Source organism: Legionella pneumophila subsp. fraseri (assembly GCF_000586315.1).
Taxonomy (GTDB): domain Bacteria; phylum Pseudomonadota; class Gammaproteobacteria; order Legionellales; family Legionellaceae; genus Legionella; species Legionella pneumophila_B.
In genome coordinates, this window is the sequence record NZ_JFIM01000029.1 from 49,016 (window position 1) to 65,297 (window position 16,282).

Consider the following 16,282-nt stretch of genomic DNA (forward strand, 5'->3'; position numbering starts at 1 on the left):
CATGAGAGAGATAAAAACAATTGTTAGTGATGGTGTCACGTTTCCAATAGCGATAGTTGTAAGTACCTTTAATGAATTGGTAACCTCTGCATTAAAAAAAGGGGCGTTAGATAGATTGACTGAACTGGGTTTTAAATCGGAGGACATTACCTTAGTTGAAGTTCCTGGCGCAGTAGAGATTCCGTTTGTTGCACAGTTGCTAGCGAAAAAACAAAAAGTAGAAGTCATAGTGGCACTTGGAGCAGTTATCCGTGGTGAAACCTCTCATTATGATTACGTTTGTGATCAGGTCAGCCAGGGATGCCAAAGGGTTATGTTAGATTATAATATCCCGGTTATTTTTGGAGTATTGACTACTGAAAATGATGAACAAGCTTTGGAAAGAGTGGGGGGAAGTCACGGCCATAAGGGGAGAGATGCGATAGATTGTGCGGTTTCCATGCGTTCTATTAAGCAACAATTGCAATAGTTCTATTAATTTTGCTCAAATTTCTGTTATTTATATTTTCATTTTGATAGAATTGAATCCCGTTTACATGCAAATTAAATTGAACACCAAATTGGTGGGTTCGGCATTTTGAGCGGGGTCAAAAAAATGACAAAATATATTTTTATTACTGGCGGGGTTGTGTCTTCTTTAGGAAAAGGCATAGCAGCCGCATCTCTTGCAGCTATTCTTGAAGCTCGCGGTCTTCGCGTTACATTGATAAAGCTTGATCCCTACATTAACGTTGATCCTGGTACTATGAGTCCCTTTCAACATGGTGAGGTTTTTGTAACTAATGATGGGGCAGAGACCGATTTGGATTTGGGACATTATGAGCGTTTTGTTAAAACAACAATGACCAAGCGAAATAATTTCACATCGGGAAAAATTTACGAAAATGTAATTAAGAAAGAAAGACGGGGTGATTATTTAGGAGGGACAGTTCAGGTTATTCCTCATATTACTAATGAAATCAAACGCTGTATCAAACTAGGTGCGGATGCATTCGATGTGGCTATGGTTGAAATAGGAGGAACTGTTGGCGATATTGAATCACTACCTTTTCTTGAAGCAATCAGGCAGATGCGTATTGAGTTAGGTTCACAACGCGCAATATTTATTCATCTTACTTTGGTTCCTTATATTGCTACTTCTGGGGAAACAAAAACCAAACCAACTCAACATTCGGTAAAGGAATTGCGTTCTATTGGTATTCAGCCAGATGTATTGATTTGTCGTTCAGAAAAACCATTATCCATGGCGGACAGAGCTAAAATCGCATTATTCACTAATGTTGAAAAAGAAGCTGTGATTTCTCTTGAGGATGCGAATAGTATTTATCAAATACCCATGATTTTACATGCGCAGCATCTAGACGAAATTGTCGTTAAGAAACTAGGCCTGGAAGCTAAGCAGGCTGATTTGAGCGAGTGGCAAAGAGTAGTTGATATGCAAGCGGTTCAAACGATGACAGTGAAAATCGCTATGGTAGGTAAATATACGGAGCTGAATGATGCCTACAAGTCGATTAATGAAGCTTTATTGCACGCTGGAATTCATACTGAAACAAAAGTAGAAATTATCTATTTTGATGCTGAGATGATAGAAAAGCATGGCGCTTTATTGCTTGAATCCATTGATGCTATTTTGGTACCTGGTGGTTTTGGTGAGAGAGGGGTCGAAGGCAAAATCAAGGCTATTCAATACGCTCGGGAACATAAAGTTCCTTTTTTAGGGATATGTTTAGGGATGCAAACAGCCGTTATTGAATTTGCCAGAAATGTAGTCGGTTTGACAGGAGCCAATTCGACTGAGTTTAATAAAGAAACATTATATCCAGTACTTGGTTTAATTAGTGAGTGGATGGATGCTGATGGCAGCAAGCAGACCAGAGATGAAAATACTGATTTGGGTGGAACCATGCGTTTGGGCGGACAATACTGCCATCTTGCTGAAGGTACTCTGGCAAGAAAAGTTTATGGCAAACCACAAATTGTAGAGCGTCATAGACATCGATATGAAGTCAATAACAAGTATGTGGATAGTTTAGTAAAACATGGCTTAATTATTTCAGGACGATCAGCAGATAACTCACTGGTTGAGATGATAGAGTTAGCGGATCACCCATGGTTTTTAGCCTGTCAATTTCATCCTGAATTCACATCAAATCCAAGAGATAGTCATCCTTTGTTTAAGGAATTTGTACTTGCAGCTCGTATTCATCATCAAGAGAAGGATAAAAAATGAGATTATGTGGTTTTGAAGCAGGCTTGGATAAGCCATTGTTTTTGATTGCTGGCCCTTGTGTTATTGAAAGTGAAGAACTGGCTTTAGAGACCGCAGGATATTTAAAGGAAATGTGCAACCAATTGAATATCCCTTTCATCTACAAATCTTCTTTTGATAAAGCAAACCGTTCATCTATTTCCAGTTACAGAGGACCAGGCTTTGAAAAAGGGTTGTCAATTCTTGAAAAGGTCAAATCGCAAATAGATGTTCCTGTTTTGACTGATGTTCATGAAGACACGCCTTTATTTGAAGTATCCAGTGTTGTTGATGTGTTACAAACGCCAGCCTTTCTATGCAGACAAACCAATTTTATCCAAAAAGTTGCTGCCATGAATAAACCGGTTAATATTAAAAAAGGACAATTTCTTGCTCCCTGGGAAATGAAACATGTTATTGCGAAGGCAAAGGCGCAAGGCAACGAGCAAATTATGGCTTGTGAGCGAGGAGTGAGCTTCGGCTACAATAATTTGGTGTCTGATATGCGTTCTCTGGTTATCATGCGCGAAACAGGGTGTCCAGTGGTTTATGATGCAACCCATTCGGTTCAATTACCTGGGGGTAATAATGGTGTATCCGGAGGGCAGAGAGAGTTTATTCCGGCTCTTGCAAGAGCAGCCGTTGCTGTTGGTATTTCCGGGTTATTTATGGAAACTCACCCTGATCCGGACAAAGCATTAAGTGATGGCCCCAATAGTTGGCCTTTAGACAAAATGAAACAGCTTTTGGAATCGTTGAAGGCAACGGATGAAGTGTACAAAAAGTATAGAGATGACTTTTAAATTGAATAACATCCCGTGCAAAAATAAATACAGCACGGGAGTACTCCTCGTTTCAGCCCCTGAGTTTATTTAATTAGTAATACTGGTTTTAATTTGATTTAAAAGAAATATGATTGATTTAAATAAAATCATGTTGCTCTTAATGTTTTCTTGATGGATAAAATGTTATAATACCCACATTATGAAAATATTGGAGCCAGTTGTTATGCCCGGTATTAAAAAATTCAATTTAACTTATCAACAAGTACCTAAAGTATTTTCATTGCCTGAAAGTATCTTTTTATCCAAAGATGCTGAATTAATTCCTGAAGAAGTATTGAAACAAACCAAAATACAAAAAAATGCTGTTACTAAAACAATTGAGCAAATCGATAAAGATCTTGACAGAACCTGTTACGTGGATTTTGATGGATTTACTGTTGCGCAATTAAAATCGGATTGGTTAACTATCAATCCTCAAGGTGAGTTAGTGCTATCAGAAGGTGTTTATCCATCTTTTTCTCAAGGAGACAATACAGGTGCGGTAATAGGAGAAATTCTTCAAACCAAACACTTTTCCTTACCTTTGTCAGAAGAAGATCCTGAAGCATTCATGGAAGTAACAAGAGACACATCAAGAATTTGTTTTTCTTATAAAAACTCTGCCGGACAGCCCTCAGGATTTTCCCTGGTTGCTGCTCCAAATGGTGATAGTGAAGGAAAACATAAAGGCTGGATTATTTCAGTGATTCAAAATACCGTTGGGAATTACAAGGACAGGAAAGTAGCAGTTCTTGCTTCTCCAAACTATGTTAGGTCTAAAGCTCAAACTATAGTTGACATGGATAATCCTGATGCTATTGAAAAAGAATTAAAGACAATTATTAATAATGATAAAGTCGCCAGTTTAATAAAAGGTATTTTTAAGGAAGATGGAACACTCAATGCTGATTTTATTCAACAGTTGGCTTCACGGATAAAAGCGAATCGAAATATAGACAATCGTGATCGAAAATCTGCACAATTCAATATCCTCATCGAATTGGCAGAACAATTGGATGATGAAAAATTAAGACACTATATCAGTTCAATAAAAGTTAATATGGCTGCAGATATTGAATTTTTCAAAGATGGAATTTATGAGCAGCATCTCAGTGAGTTATCCAACAAGATTGCCTTATCGTTCAGTCAAATGCCTTCTGTAAATAAAAAAACTACTGAAATAGGCAGAATATTAAATAATATTTCTGAGCGTTATGCACAGATTAAAATGATTGAGGATTCTGAGAGAAAGAATCCTGAATTAGCTCATATTTTTAAGGCAATTGCTCAAAAAATACAATCTGATTTGCATGGTATAAAATTTGATGGGTCACGTCGGGATAATCGAAATATTTTGCTCTTAAGTCAATTTGAAGTCGTAAATGTTGAACAGAAGATTAGAAACTATTATCAAACCAATCCTTTGATAAAACAGTATATTATAGATAGAGATAAAGCGAATCACGATTTAATAATTGAATTAAGCAAGTTATCTCCTCCCGGAAATGAGGGTTTTTTCTCTAGAAATAGAGACTCATTTGGATTTGGTATCTTTATGGGTTTAATAGTTGGAGTCAGTGCGGCATTATTTTTGACTGGTGTTCTTGCCCCGATTGGAGTAGTTCTCATTGCTGTTGGAGCAGCCCTGGTTACTACAGGATTGGTAGGGGGGAGCGACATTTATATCAATGAAAAAGAGCGTGCTAAAGAAATATCGCGTTATTCTGATGAAGTAAAATGCTTAAGAACTGCTCATAGAGAGCATTTGGTTCGTTTAGAAAACTGTTTACATGAGCAAATCAATCTTTCTGATTTCCTAAATCCTGATAAACCAGAGTTTTTATCAGGCGTCAAAGTCAATAAGAAAAAACCGCTGACTCCAGAGAGAGTGGCTCACGCGTTATGGCTACAGGATAAAAGTGCTCGAGATACTTCGGTAGCAAAAAATCGATTTTCAATATGGGCTGCCAAGCAGGAAAACCTGGATTTTGGTATAGAGGAAGTGGAAAGTGTAATCAAACAAAGATATGTAATGAAATCATAAAAAATATTGAGAACGTAACGAAGCAAAAATTTATGATTCTTCTGCAAAACATAGCAAACGACTCAGCTGATTGGATAATAAGGTAATAAAATATGTTGACTGATGCTCAAATGCAACAAGCTATTAATAATCTTAATGTTTTCATTGCAAATTATAACTCACCACTATCCTGTTTTTCTTTTGAAAATGAACGAGTAACAAGGAACTGGTTTTTCAAATCAGATGCAACGCATACTGTTGCTCTGAGTGCTTACTTAAAGAAAATTATCGATGAAGTTTCGAGCGATGAAGTCGATAAGACTAATCATTTGTATGCCAGCTTGTTTATTACCTTACAGAATTTTCTTCATTTACAACCGAACCGGATAATTGAAGATTTAAATTTGAATTTGGAGAATAAAAAATATCTCAAACGCAAAAACTTGATTATCAATCGATTGGGTCATTTGCACGCCGAGAATCAATTCAAAGATGATCTGAGACGGCATCTTCTTCCTGAGATTCAATATGATATGCGAACCGGGCATTATACCTCGCCAGACGATGAGAAAGCACACCAACATGGCTCAGAAGCCAAGAGAATTTTCTTCTCTACTCAATGGGAAAGAGTTAAGGCCTTGTGCAATTGGTTTTTGGCTAAAATGAGTATTCATGTTTTTGAAACGGCTCGTTATAAAGAACATGATTATTTGGATAGTGAGATCTATGCCCATGATCCAGCGATTGAACCAGGGGTAACTCAACAACAAACAGCCACTCATTACTGGATTGGTCATGCGTCAAATCTAATGACCATACCTGCTAATGATTCGCCATTGCATGTAGTCACTGATCCTGTTGAAGGTGATTTGGCTCCATTCCTATATCCCCGTATGACAGAGGAAGGTTGTTTAATTGATGGCACGGGCAGTAAAAAATTACCAAAAATTGATATCGTAGTGATTTCGCACAATCACCATGATCATGTCAGTCAGTCCACATTAAAGCGTCTTGTAAAACAGCAACCGAAGATGATAGTTCCGGAAGGTGATGAATCATTCTTTATAGGTATGGGATTTACGGATGTTGTAGGGCTGAAATGGTGGGAACAAGCAAAGATTACAGATTTCCAAGGGAACGAATTATTAAGGATAACTGCAGTCCCTGCCAGGCATTGGTCGGGTCGATCACTGACTGATGCCCATCGCTCAGCATTTAATGGCTATGTGTTGCATGCAAATCAATTAGAAGGAGATATTTATTTCGCTGGTGATACAGCCTTAATGGATGACATGGTATCACAACCCATTTTTGAAAAGTTCAATATCGTTACCTCTATTCAGCCCGGTGGCCCTGATGAGCGGCGTGAAGATATGGAGTCTACTCATCAATCTTCTGCTGATGCAATCCTGATGCATTTTAAAATATTGGCTGCACAATATCAAAAAATGAAAGAGAAGAATGACAATTTATCTCTTGATGAGTTTTTAATGAAAAACCAGCATCTTAAAACTCTGTATAACCATACGGCTACCTTTAAATTAGGAAATTTACGTCTGAAAGACACCTATTACAGTTATCAGAGAATGGTTGCTGCTTTCAGGGAAGACGCTCAATGGCGGGCTGATCATTTACCGAAACATGAGCAAAAGGTCTATGATTATATTCAACTTTTGATGAACAGGATGATTTTTAAAAATAATCAACGGCTTAATAATCAGCAAATTGCAGATTTGATTTTAGGCAGGGTTGTGATTCCCAAAATTGGTCAAAGACAACCACTTTACTTTAACGAAAAACCAACAAAGGCAAGAGCATTTCAATACCGTGATCTGATTACCAATCGTCGTGCTTTACTTGAGTTTGACTTGCTGCTGCAAGAATCGATAGATCAATCGAATAAACTCTTTCATGTCAAGCAACTTATTTTAAATCTATTGAGGGCATATCAAAATCCCTGGCATGCCTTTTTTTCCAGAACGCATCTTGGAGTAGGGAACTACGAGCAGGATATCCGCAATTGCCAGAGTAATAGTGATTTGCTCAATGTATTAAATTGTATGGAAAGAAATATGGGCAAAAGAAATCAACATGGTCACATGCAGAGTCTAATTTATTATGCTAAATGGGTAATCGATTTTTCCAATCAACATCAACATGGTACTTTAATGAAATTTAAAGAGTATTTTGCTTGCCAACAGGTAAAAAAATTGGCTGATCAAGAAATTCATCATACTGGGAGAATAGTGGGTTTTGGAGATCGCCAAGCGAAGCAACAGCAGTTTAAAGTGCTTTCAAACCAATTGGCTGATTTGCCTGAGGATATTACAGAATACAGAGAAGCTGTTGATAATTGGCTTGCTAAACGAGTTAATGATGGGCAATCTACTCAACAATTGCTCAGTGAAAATCGGTCATCAATTTTTGCAAAAAAAGTAACTCATGGAGAAAATACCATACGCCATATCAAAACAACTCTTGATATGGCGCTATCAAGTTAATAGATACACTAATAACACTAATCTTTTGTATTCAATCTCTAGATGTTATGCACTTACTTTTTTTGTACTTAAATAATAGAGAAAATCTCAAGGAAAAATAGTTTTTTGGGGGGTATACCGGGGCAGTGTCGTTTGGCGGAGAGACAGGGATTCGAACCCTGGGAAGGTTGCCCTTCAACGGTTTTCAAGACCGCCGCAATCGACCGCTCTGCCATCTCTCCGGGCGAGAATACTATCTTAACGTCTATCATTTTGCAAATGTTTTTTAATAGATAAATAAAAGAATAATAGGTTGTTCGCAAATTAACTAGTCCTAGGTATAATGTCCCAAATTTTCCAGGTGCTGTTCTTGTAAATGCAGCAGATATAATTGATAGGTGTGCTTTATGAAACGAATTCAAGTGTTATTTCTTATTGGGTTAATTGTTGGAATATCATCCTGTGCGAAATGGGGGAAAGAGGATGAAGATAATAGCCCATATAAAGGCATGACGGCTAAACAGCTCTATACAGCAGCGCAAACCTCTTTAAAAAAAGAGGAGTATGCTACCGCTGCCAAACAGCTGGAAGCTATGGAGTCTATGTATCCTTTTAGTGATTACACTGAAAGCTCTCAAATGCAACTTATTTATGCCTATTATAAAGACGAAGATTATCCTTCTGCTGCAGCAACGGCCGAGCGTTTTATTCATCTGTATCCACGCGCAAAAAATGTTGATTATGCCTATTATATGAGAGGTTTGGCTAACTTCCAGCAAACACGAGGTGTATTTGCCAAAATGCTTCCTATGGATGAATCCTGGAGAGATCCTGGAACACAGACTCAAGCCTTGGTTGATTTTGCCACTTTAATTCAGAAATTCCCTGACAGCAAATATAAAGCGAATGCTCTGCAACGCATGATTTATTTACGAAATATGTTTGCTCAGCACGAACTCAATGTTTCTCTTTACTACTTCAAACGTAAAATGTATGTGGCGGCCATTGAAAGGGCCAGTTATCTAGTGAAAAACTATCCTCAAGCTCCCAGCGCTCAAAAAGCTTTGGTTGTGATGTACGAATCCAATAAGGCTTTAGGGCTTAACAAGGCAGCAGAGGATGCTATGACAGTGTACAAGGCTACTTATCATACTTCCAATATGGTTCGAATTAATTCTTGATGGGTATAAAATTTTATAGAGTTTATTCTGAAAGATGGATTCAGTGCATGGTGTTTAAGTTAATCACTTTTTTTGAATCCAGAGGGAGCTCTGTTAACAAAGGAGCTCCCTCAATATGTTCCGGGTTAAAATGATACCAATTTATACAGTGTAATCTTCGGCAATTTTTTCAATTTGAACCGACTTCATTTCAGCAGGATTAACAGTATTAACAAATATCTTCATTAACCCGTTTATAAGCTCTCTTAATTCTCCACTTAATAAGGTCAACGCAGCATCTTGTCTTTGGTATTCTTCTTCAAGTTGCCTGATTTCATTAAAATCGTCGATCAGATAATCAAGGCTTTTCAATTTTTTGAAGGTAAAGTCATGCGTCAAGGTGAATTGAACGCGCTCTTTCCAAATTAATGAGATTTCCGCAGTTCCCATACCTTGAGCTAGTAGAGTCAGGATTTCTTCGGCAGGTAATTCGTAGCCTTTGCAATGGACTCGTTTTTTCTCATCCTCAAGAGAAAAGAGCAAACAATCGGAGGCTAATTGAAAATCATCAGGAAGAGTAGCTGGAGAATGGATCCATTCCGCGAATCGCAAGGCAAGATTTTCAGTAAGATTTAATGGCTCTATCACAATCCCAGGGATTGATTTACGCAAAAAAGAGGTCAACTGGGACGCCTGATTGCTGCTTGAAGTATTAATAATTAATCTCTGACTGACACTATCAAGAATCGCTAAAAGCTTTTTTTGAACACAAAATGATTTAGGCAATAGTTCAAATTCAAGATCCTCAGCCATTTGGGCTTTTTCTGCGCGCTTTACGGGTCGTCCTTGTGTTGTTTCTATTTGCTGAATTTTTTCCTTGAGTATTTTATTAATGACTCCTCGAGGTAGGATTCGCTCTTCTTTACCCAGGCAAATCAGCGTGCTACCAGCTACTTCATGAACCATTTCCTGCTCAAATGCAGGAATCCATCCATAAGTGAAGCGAGCATGTGGTGGGCAGGGTTTAAGCGCTTCTTCAGTCAAAGAAAGGTTTAAATCACACCCATCTTCGAGTTTGTATTGGAATATCAGTGCATTATTGAACCACATAATCAGTCCTTAAAATAAATTTGGGATGTTATCACGGATAAAGTTTTACTGCGATGATCAGGGGGCTGTTGACATTTCTACTATCTTGGTCGAAAAGCCTTGATTTTCTGTGTTTCGTTACTCACATACTTCTATGTATGCTCTGCTACGGTGCTCGAAAATCAAGGCTTTTCGATTCAAGTGAGCGAAATGTCAACAGACCCTGACCTAAACTTATAAAATGCAATAGGTACCTATTGCTATAGTTCTATTGTAAGGTAATTTATAGAATTCAATATTTAAATTGGCTGAGTAATTGCGCATCAAAAAGGCAAACAGTTTTTCTTGCCAATAAAAACTTAGTGATCTTTTTTCTTTTGAAGCCATAATATTGGGTATTTCAACCATAAATGTTGCGGTATCAACATCGAACTTAAAGGGAAGTAAATTTTTATTACAAGCTTTCTCCAGACTTCTGGGGATATTAATTGTTTCCATAAAGCCATAATGTATTACTAATTTACATACTTTTTCATCAAGGCAAACAATTTCATAGCGTTGGCTGTAATGCACATAAGGAATGTTATCAACAATATAATTTACAATTAAAACATTTTCCGGTACTGAACGGTTTAGTTTAAGGAAATGGAGAAAACTACCACCACTTTTATCATAAACATCCGTAATAAAAATCGCCGAAACACCGGGCAGTTGATTTAAACTTTTATATTGTAATTGTTTTAAAATTTTAGAGATGTCTTCTTTGTTCATATAAAAGTTATCTCTTAAATACTCTAATCCATATCGCCAGCTGTACATAATGAAGGCTATAATGGACGCTAAAACAATGGGAACCCAGCCACCCGTAATGAATTTATGGGTATTGGCTCCTAAAAAGGCTAAATCAATCAAAAGGAATAGGCCAAAAAGAAACATCACATTGAATGTTGACCATCTCCATATTGAAATGGCGGCATAAGCGACCATGGCATCAACCAAAAGCATTTCAAGATTTACTGCAATTCCATAAGCGTGAGCCAGGTTATCTGAGGTTTTGAAAGCCAGGCAAAATGCCATAGTACCTATAAATAAAATAAAATTGATTTGCGGAACATAGATTTGTCCTGAATGCAGCATGGATGTCTGCACAATTGGAATTTTGGGGCATAAACCTAACAACACAGCTTGTTTGGTTAATGAAAAAGTTGCTGTAATCACCGCTTGAGATGCGATGACTGTCGCAACAGTTGCAATAATGATTAAAGGCAGAGAAAACCATGGTGGTGCGATCATGAAAAATGGATTGCTTATTTCTTCAGGGCGTACTATCAGGTTAGCGCCTTGGCCAAAATAATTTAATAGCAGACAGGGAAGAGCTATAAAAAACCAGCTGAATCGGATTGGATTTTTACCAAAATGGCCTATGTCTGCAAATAAAGCTTCCCCTCCTGTAACTACAAGAAAAATACCGCCCAGCAAAAAGTATCCTCGTAGACCTTCATCAACCAAAAAGGCAATCGCATAATAAGGATTGATTGCTTTTAAAACGACTGGATGTTCTGTAATTTGTAATATTCCTAATATGGCGATAGTTATAAACCAAACAAGTATAAGCGGGCCAAAAAGGTAGCCTATTCTTCCTGTGCCTGTGGCTTGTAAAGAGAAAAGCAAAATAAGGATTAAAGAAGCTATGGGAAGAACATAAGGGTCGAGCTTGTCAGAAAGAGTTCCAAGACCTTCTACCGCACTAACAACGGAAATGGCGGGTGTTAGCATACCATCACCTAATAACAAACCGGCACCAAATATGGCGACTATGTAAAATAGAGGTTGATATTTGGTACTCTTATGCTTCATTAAGGCAAGAAGGGCTAGAATTCCTCCTTCCCCATCGTTGTCAGCTCGAAAAATAATCATTAAATACTTAAAAGAAACAACGATGATTAACGACCAAAAAATGAGTGATAATACGCCTAATATATTGAATTGATTGATAGGAATGCCAGATAAGGTAACTTTTAAAGCATACAGCGGGCTAGTACCAATATCACCAAACACAACACCCAGCGCTCCAAGGGCAAGGCCATAAGTGAATCTGTTTTTTTTCATTTCATAGGAGGAATAACGCATGTGCTATCACCAAAAGGCATTAATTGCCAGTACATAGGTCATATAATGAGAAGTATTTACTCCACTCACGGGAAACCAAACTCCACCAATTACTCCAATGTTTTCATTGAAGTTGTATTCTATTGCCGGGGCTAGCGCTTCTTCTCTAAATGAGCCGTTGCCAATAACTACGGGGGCAGCATCCAAATCACTGACATTGACCGGCGGGCTTCCAATGCTGTTAAAGTTTAAAATACCGTTAAATCGAGTAGCTTTACCAGTTGCAATATAACCTTCCATTACGGCAACCCAGTGTTGTGTAAGAGTAAATTCGAAGGCCAAGTCTAAGTTATTTTCAATGCCGGGTTTAACTGTCCCATGAGTATTTATTGAACCACCATAACTGCTTAGTCCATCAACATGAACATTACTGGAAAAAAGACGTGATGCAATAAATCGTGTTCTGAGATAATGGGTTTTAAAAACTTGTAATAAATATTGAAAGTCTAAACCCACTAACGTTTGGTAGCTTCCAAGACCAGTGGCATCAGTACCTAGTAAAGCCGGATTCAATTGGTCATAACGTCCAGTGGGTATTGTTTCCTGTAAAAGAGCACGAAAATCGATTCTTTTAGGGGAACCTTTTTGCTCCAGGATTTGTATTCCCAATGCAGTTGAAACATCAGCCAAATGGTTCTCATGGACTCCGCGTGTCGAGTTGAATAAATAAGGCACGGTCAACTGCACATCCAGCCAGTCAGTAAAGCCATGAGTGAGTATTGGGTTGGCGGCAAAGGTTTTAAACTTGGGTGTGGATATTCTTTGTCCAGATGCATTGTATTGCCCATCAGTAAAGACATCAATGCCATAAACTTCGAGGTTGGTATGGCCCTTGGGGACAGTATGGCCTGCGGGTGCCAATAACGGTCCGGTGAACCAGGGACCGGCATAAGCAACGCTCACTGAAGATGAAAATAGAAAAATGGCTAGGTATTTTGTAAATTGCCGCATATTTGTCCTTCTTTCCATTGCAAGTATAATTCTTGATAGTGTAGATTAACTGACTTTTAGGTTTTGGGAAATAGAGAATGAAAGCGAAAGTTATTTTAGTGAATGGAAAGCAAAACACTGTATTAAGAGGCCATCCCTGGATTTTCCCCAAAGCCATAGCTCAATATTCTGGCAAGCTAATTACAGGTGAATTGGTTGAGATAATTGGCTCTGAAGGTGAGAGTTTGGGGGTCGGAGCTTATAATGAGCACTCTTTGTATAGAGTAAGAGTTCTCGCTCTCTCCAATGAACAGATAAATAGTTTGGATTATAAGTCTTTAATTACTCATAGAGTCAAGCAAGCCAGTCTGGTGAGACGATGTCTTGATTTACCAAATGAACAGACTAATGCTTATCGATTGTTCAACAGTGAAGCGGATGGGCTCTCTGGTTTAACGATTGATTGCTTCAATAACTATTGTGTTATAGCAAGTTCTGCTTATTGGGTAGAATTGAATAAATCGATTATTGTGCAGGTATTGCAAGAGTTATTCCCGCATAATCACATCATTTGGCTTCCTCAAAACAAGCCATTATCTCAAGATGGCTGGAAAGAAATTCATACAGAGAAAAGCCAGGATAACACTCAGGTTTTGGAAGAAGATGTTCTGTATCATGTTGAATTCGCGCAAACCCAAAAAACGGGATTGTTTCTTGACCAAAGAGAAAATCACAAGAGGATAGCAAAACTATCCAGAGGAAAAAGAGTCTTGGATCTTTATACTTTTACAGGAGGATTTGCTTTGCATGCAGCGAAAGCGGGTGCTCTTCATGTTACTGCAGTTGATAGCTCAGCACAGGCAATAGAGCAAGCTAAAAATAATGCTGTTTTAAATCACTTAAATACCATTGAATTTATTAAAGCAGACGCCAGAGAATATCTGAAAATGGCTGGTGAATATGATGTGGTGATTCTTGACCCACCAAAACTGGTTCCTTCACAGAAACATTTACAGCAAGCTAAAAATTATTACCGATTTTTACACAGAGAGGCATTTAAATATATGAAACCAGGATCTTTAATGATGACTTGCAATTGTTCCTCAGCGCTTTCATCTCAGGATTTTTGTTCTCTGGTAAGCACTCAGGCTGTCGCGATGGGAAAGCAGGCGCGTATTTTAGGTATATACGGGCCAGCAAGCTGTCATCCCACTTTGGCAGCCTTCCCAGAAGGAAATTATTTAACCGCTATTTTATTGGCATTGGTGTAAAAGGACCTTAATTTTTAAATCATGAATGTTATTAGGTCGATTTTATTGTATAACATTTGATTAGTTTGATCTTAATATGTATAATCGGTGTTTGTCGCAATAGAATAAATTAATAATCGTCTAATGGGTTTAACATTGAAAATTAAGTCAATTATTTTATCTTTTTTTCTTATTTTGGTGACTACGGTAGCTTGCGCCACGGAAGTGAGTTTAAGAGATAAAATTGGGCAGATGATAATATTAGGATTCCAAGGCAAAGTGGTTGACGAGAAATCACCTATTGTCCAGGCCATTGAGAAAGACAATATTGGTGGTGTTATTCTTTTCGATTTTAATCAGCAGTCACAAACTTTTGATAAAAATATAGAAAGTCCAGAACAAGTCAACCAGTTAAATAATCAGTTACAAATACTAACGCAAAAAGCCAATCATAAATATCATAGAGATAATTTACCGTTATTAGTTTCAGTTGATTACGAGGGGGGGAATGTTAATCGATTACACCCACGGTATGGATTCCCCGAAATGCCTTCGGCAAAAGACGTCGGTTCCATGTCTCTGGAGAGAGCTAATGCATCAGCAAAATTGATGGCAAATACTTTAAAATCAACAGGATTTAATTTGAATTTTTTCCCTGAATTAGATGTGAATATAAATCCTGATAATCCTATCATAGGTAAAAAAGACAGGAGTTTCTCTTCGATACCGGAAGTTGTTACTCAATACGCGCAACTTTATACAGAGCAGTTTATAAAACATCAAATACATTGTTCTTATAAACATTTTCCGGGACATGGCAGTTCATTATCTGATTCACATCTGGGTTTTGTGGATGTGAGTGATACCTGGAGTGAGCAAGAATTAATCCCATTTTTGCAACTATTGTCTCAACCCAATCATTGCGATATGGTGATGATTGCTCATATTGTCAATAGAAAACTGGATATGACAGGACTTCCTGCCAGCCTTTCTTACCAGATCATTAACGGATTATTGCGTCGTGATTTAAAATTTGATGGGGTTGTGATCACTGATGATATGCAAATGAAAGCAATAACGAATTATTATGGATTAGAGACTGCTGTTACACTTTCAATTAATGCAGGAGCAGATATGCTAATATTTGGTAATCAATTGGTAGAAAAATTTCAAGACCCGAAAGAAATCATTGACCTGATAGAGCAAAAAGTTCGCTCTGGAGAAATTTCTGAACAAAGGATTAATGAAGCTTATCAGCGAATTATAAAAATGAAGAAGTCTTTTTAAGGTGGTATTGAATGAAAAGAGTGCTGAAAAAGGAAGAGGCAGCGAATAAAAAATTGGGGGTTTTGATTTATGAAAACGTCCAGCCTATGGATGTTATTGGGCCATGGGAAGTTTTTGCAACCTGGAAAACTATTCTTAATGCCCCTATTGATATGTTTCTGGTGGCAGAAACAAGCAATGAAGTTTGTTGCGCAAATCAAATTAGCCTGAAACCTCATTGTGAATTTAATAATTCTCCACAATTTGATTATTTGCTGGTTCCTGGGGGATTTGGCAGACTAAAGCAAGTAAATAATCCAAACTTGATTTCTTTTTTGAAAAAACAGGCCCAAAGCAGTGAATATTTGCTTTCTGTTTGTACTGGAGCATTTTTATTGCATGCGGCAGGGCTATTGACTCATCATGAAGCAACAACTTATTGGCGTGCTATTCCTGAATTAAAATCTTTTGATGATGTTCAATTGGTTGGAAAACGTATTGTTAAGTCAGATAAAGTTTGGACTACTGGTGGAATTTCCAGTGGCATCGATATGGCATTTGAGTTTATTTCAACCATTGCCGGCAATGATGTCGCTGGAAAAGTACAGTTGCTTTTTGAATATTTCCCTCATAACAAGCTGTATTGTAAGCCTGCTATGGTGAGTAAGTTGCCTTCTTACTATACAGGTAAAAAGGAAGAGGCGGTGTCGGAAATGAATTTGCCTGATTATATTAAAGAATACTTCAAGAAAAGTTAATTTCTTAATAGGGCGTGTTGACAATTGCCCCCGCCTAGGTGCCTTGGCTTGTCCCTGAATCTACTACACATCTTGTATGTAA

The 16,282-nt window shown here is 37.7% G+C and carries 12 protein-coding genes and 1 tRNA gene; 9 read left to right on the forward strand and 4 right to left on the reverse strand.

Annotation, left to right across the window (positions count from 1 at the left end):
• Nucleotide 1: 1 nt before the first annotated feature.
• From ribH to CC34_RS0107690, 5 genes are all read left to right on the forward strand, one after another.
• On the forward strand, nucleotides 2–469 hold the full coding sequence (ribH, locus tag CC34_RS0107670) for a 6,7-dimethyl-8-ribityllumazine synthase (RefSeq protein WP_050598205.1): 468 nt from the start codon (nucleotides 2–4) through the stop codon (nucleotides 467–469).
• A gap of 126 nt (nucleotides 470–595) precedes the next feature.
• Nucleotides 596–2,233, forward strand: coding sequence for a CTP synthase (locus CC34_RS0107675; protein ID WP_028378484.1), 1,638 nt, complete (start codon nucleotides 596–598; stop codon nucleotides 2,231–2,233).
• A complete protein-coding gene (gene kdsA / locus CC34_RS0107680; protein ID WP_027227762.1) occupies nucleotides 2,230–3,054 on the forward strand; it encodes a 3-deoxy-8-phosphooctulonate synthase in 825 nt (274 codons plus the stop codon). Before CC34_RS0107675 ends, kdsA begins: the two co-directional genes overlap by 4 nt.
• Before the next feature lie 205 nt (nucleotides 3,055–3,259).
• Nucleotides 3,260–5,119, forward strand: a complete 1,860-nt coding sequence (locus tag CC34_RS0107685; protein ID WP_028379346.1) for a hypothetical protein — start codon at nucleotides 3,260–3,262, stop codon at nucleotides 5,117–5,119.
• 92 nt (nucleotides 5,120–5,211) lie between these two features.
• Entirely contained in the window at nucleotides 5,212–7,599 is a 2,388-nt protein-coding gene (locus CC34_RS0107690) for an MBL fold metallo-hydrolase (protein WP_028379347.1), read from the forward strand.
• A 133-nt stretch (nucleotides 7,600–7,732) separates the two neighbouring features.
• On the opposite strand, the gene CC34_RS0107695 is transcribed toward CC34_RS0107690, so the two are convergent.
• Nucleotides 7,733–7,820 (reverse strand) — tRNA-Ser (locus tag CC34_RS0107695).
• 165 nt (nucleotides 7,821–7,985) lie between these two features.
• On the opposite strand from CC34_RS0107695, the gene CC34_RS0107700 reads away from it, so the two are divergent.
• Nucleotides 7,986–8,759: an outer membrane protein assembly factor BamD gene (locus CC34_RS0107700; protein WP_027227765.1), complete on the forward strand. Its 774-nt coding sequence runs from the start codon at nucleotides 7,986–7,988 to the stop codon at nucleotides 8,757–8,759.
• 141 nt (nucleotides 8,760–8,900) lie between these two features.
• On the opposite strand, the gene CC34_RS0107705 is transcribed toward CC34_RS0107700, so the two are convergent.
• From CC34_RS0107705 to CC34_RS0107715, 3 genes are all read right to left on the reverse strand, one after another.
• The gene (locus CC34_RS0107705; RefSeq protein WP_028378482.1) at nucleotides 8,901–9,848 is read right to left on the reverse strand and encodes a recombination-associated protein RdgC; all 948 of its coding nucleotides are present in this window, start codon (nucleotides 9,846–9,848) and stop codon (nucleotides 8,901–8,903) included.
• 213 nt (nucleotides 9,849–10,061) lie between these two features.
• Nucleotides 10,062–11,936, reverse strand: coding sequence for a potassium transporter Kup (locus CC34_RS0107710; RefSeq protein WP_050598207.1), 1,875 nt, complete (start codon nucleotides 11,934–11,936; stop codon nucleotides 10,062–10,064).
• Between the two features lie 27 nt (nucleotides 11,937–11,963).
• Nucleotides 11,964–12,947 carry a hypothetical protein gene (locus tag CC34_RS0107715; protein WP_028378481.1) on the reverse strand — a complete coding sequence of 328 codons (984 nt, stop codon included), beginning with the start codon at nucleotides 12,945–12,947 and terminating at the stop codon, nucleotides 11,964–11,966.
• 77 nt (nucleotides 12,948–13,024) lie between these two features.
• Between CC34_RS0107715 and CC34_RS0107720 the strand changes: the two genes are divergently transcribed.
• From CC34_RS0107720 to CC34_RS0107730, 3 genes are all read left to right on the forward strand, one after another.
• Entirely contained in the window at nucleotides 13,025–14,197 is a 1,173-nt protein-coding gene (locus CC34_RS0107720) for a class I SAM-dependent rRNA methyltransferase (RefSeq protein WP_028378480.1), read from the forward strand.
• 123 nt (nucleotides 14,198–14,320) lie between these two features.
• On the forward strand, nucleotides 14,321–15,463 hold the full coding sequence (locus CC34_RS0107725) for a glycoside hydrolase family 3 protein (RefSeq protein ID WP_027227769.1): 1,143 nt from the start codon (nucleotides 14,321–14,323) through the stop codon (nucleotides 15,461–15,463).
• Nucleotides 15,464–15,474: 11 nt separating this feature from the next.
• Nucleotides 15,475–16,200: a DJ-1/PfpI family protein gene (locus tag CC34_RS0107730; protein WP_027227770.1), complete on the forward strand. Its 726-nt coding sequence runs from the start codon at nucleotides 15,475–15,477 to the stop codon at nucleotides 16,198–16,200.
• Nucleotides 16,201–16,282 lie beyond the last annotated feature (82 nt).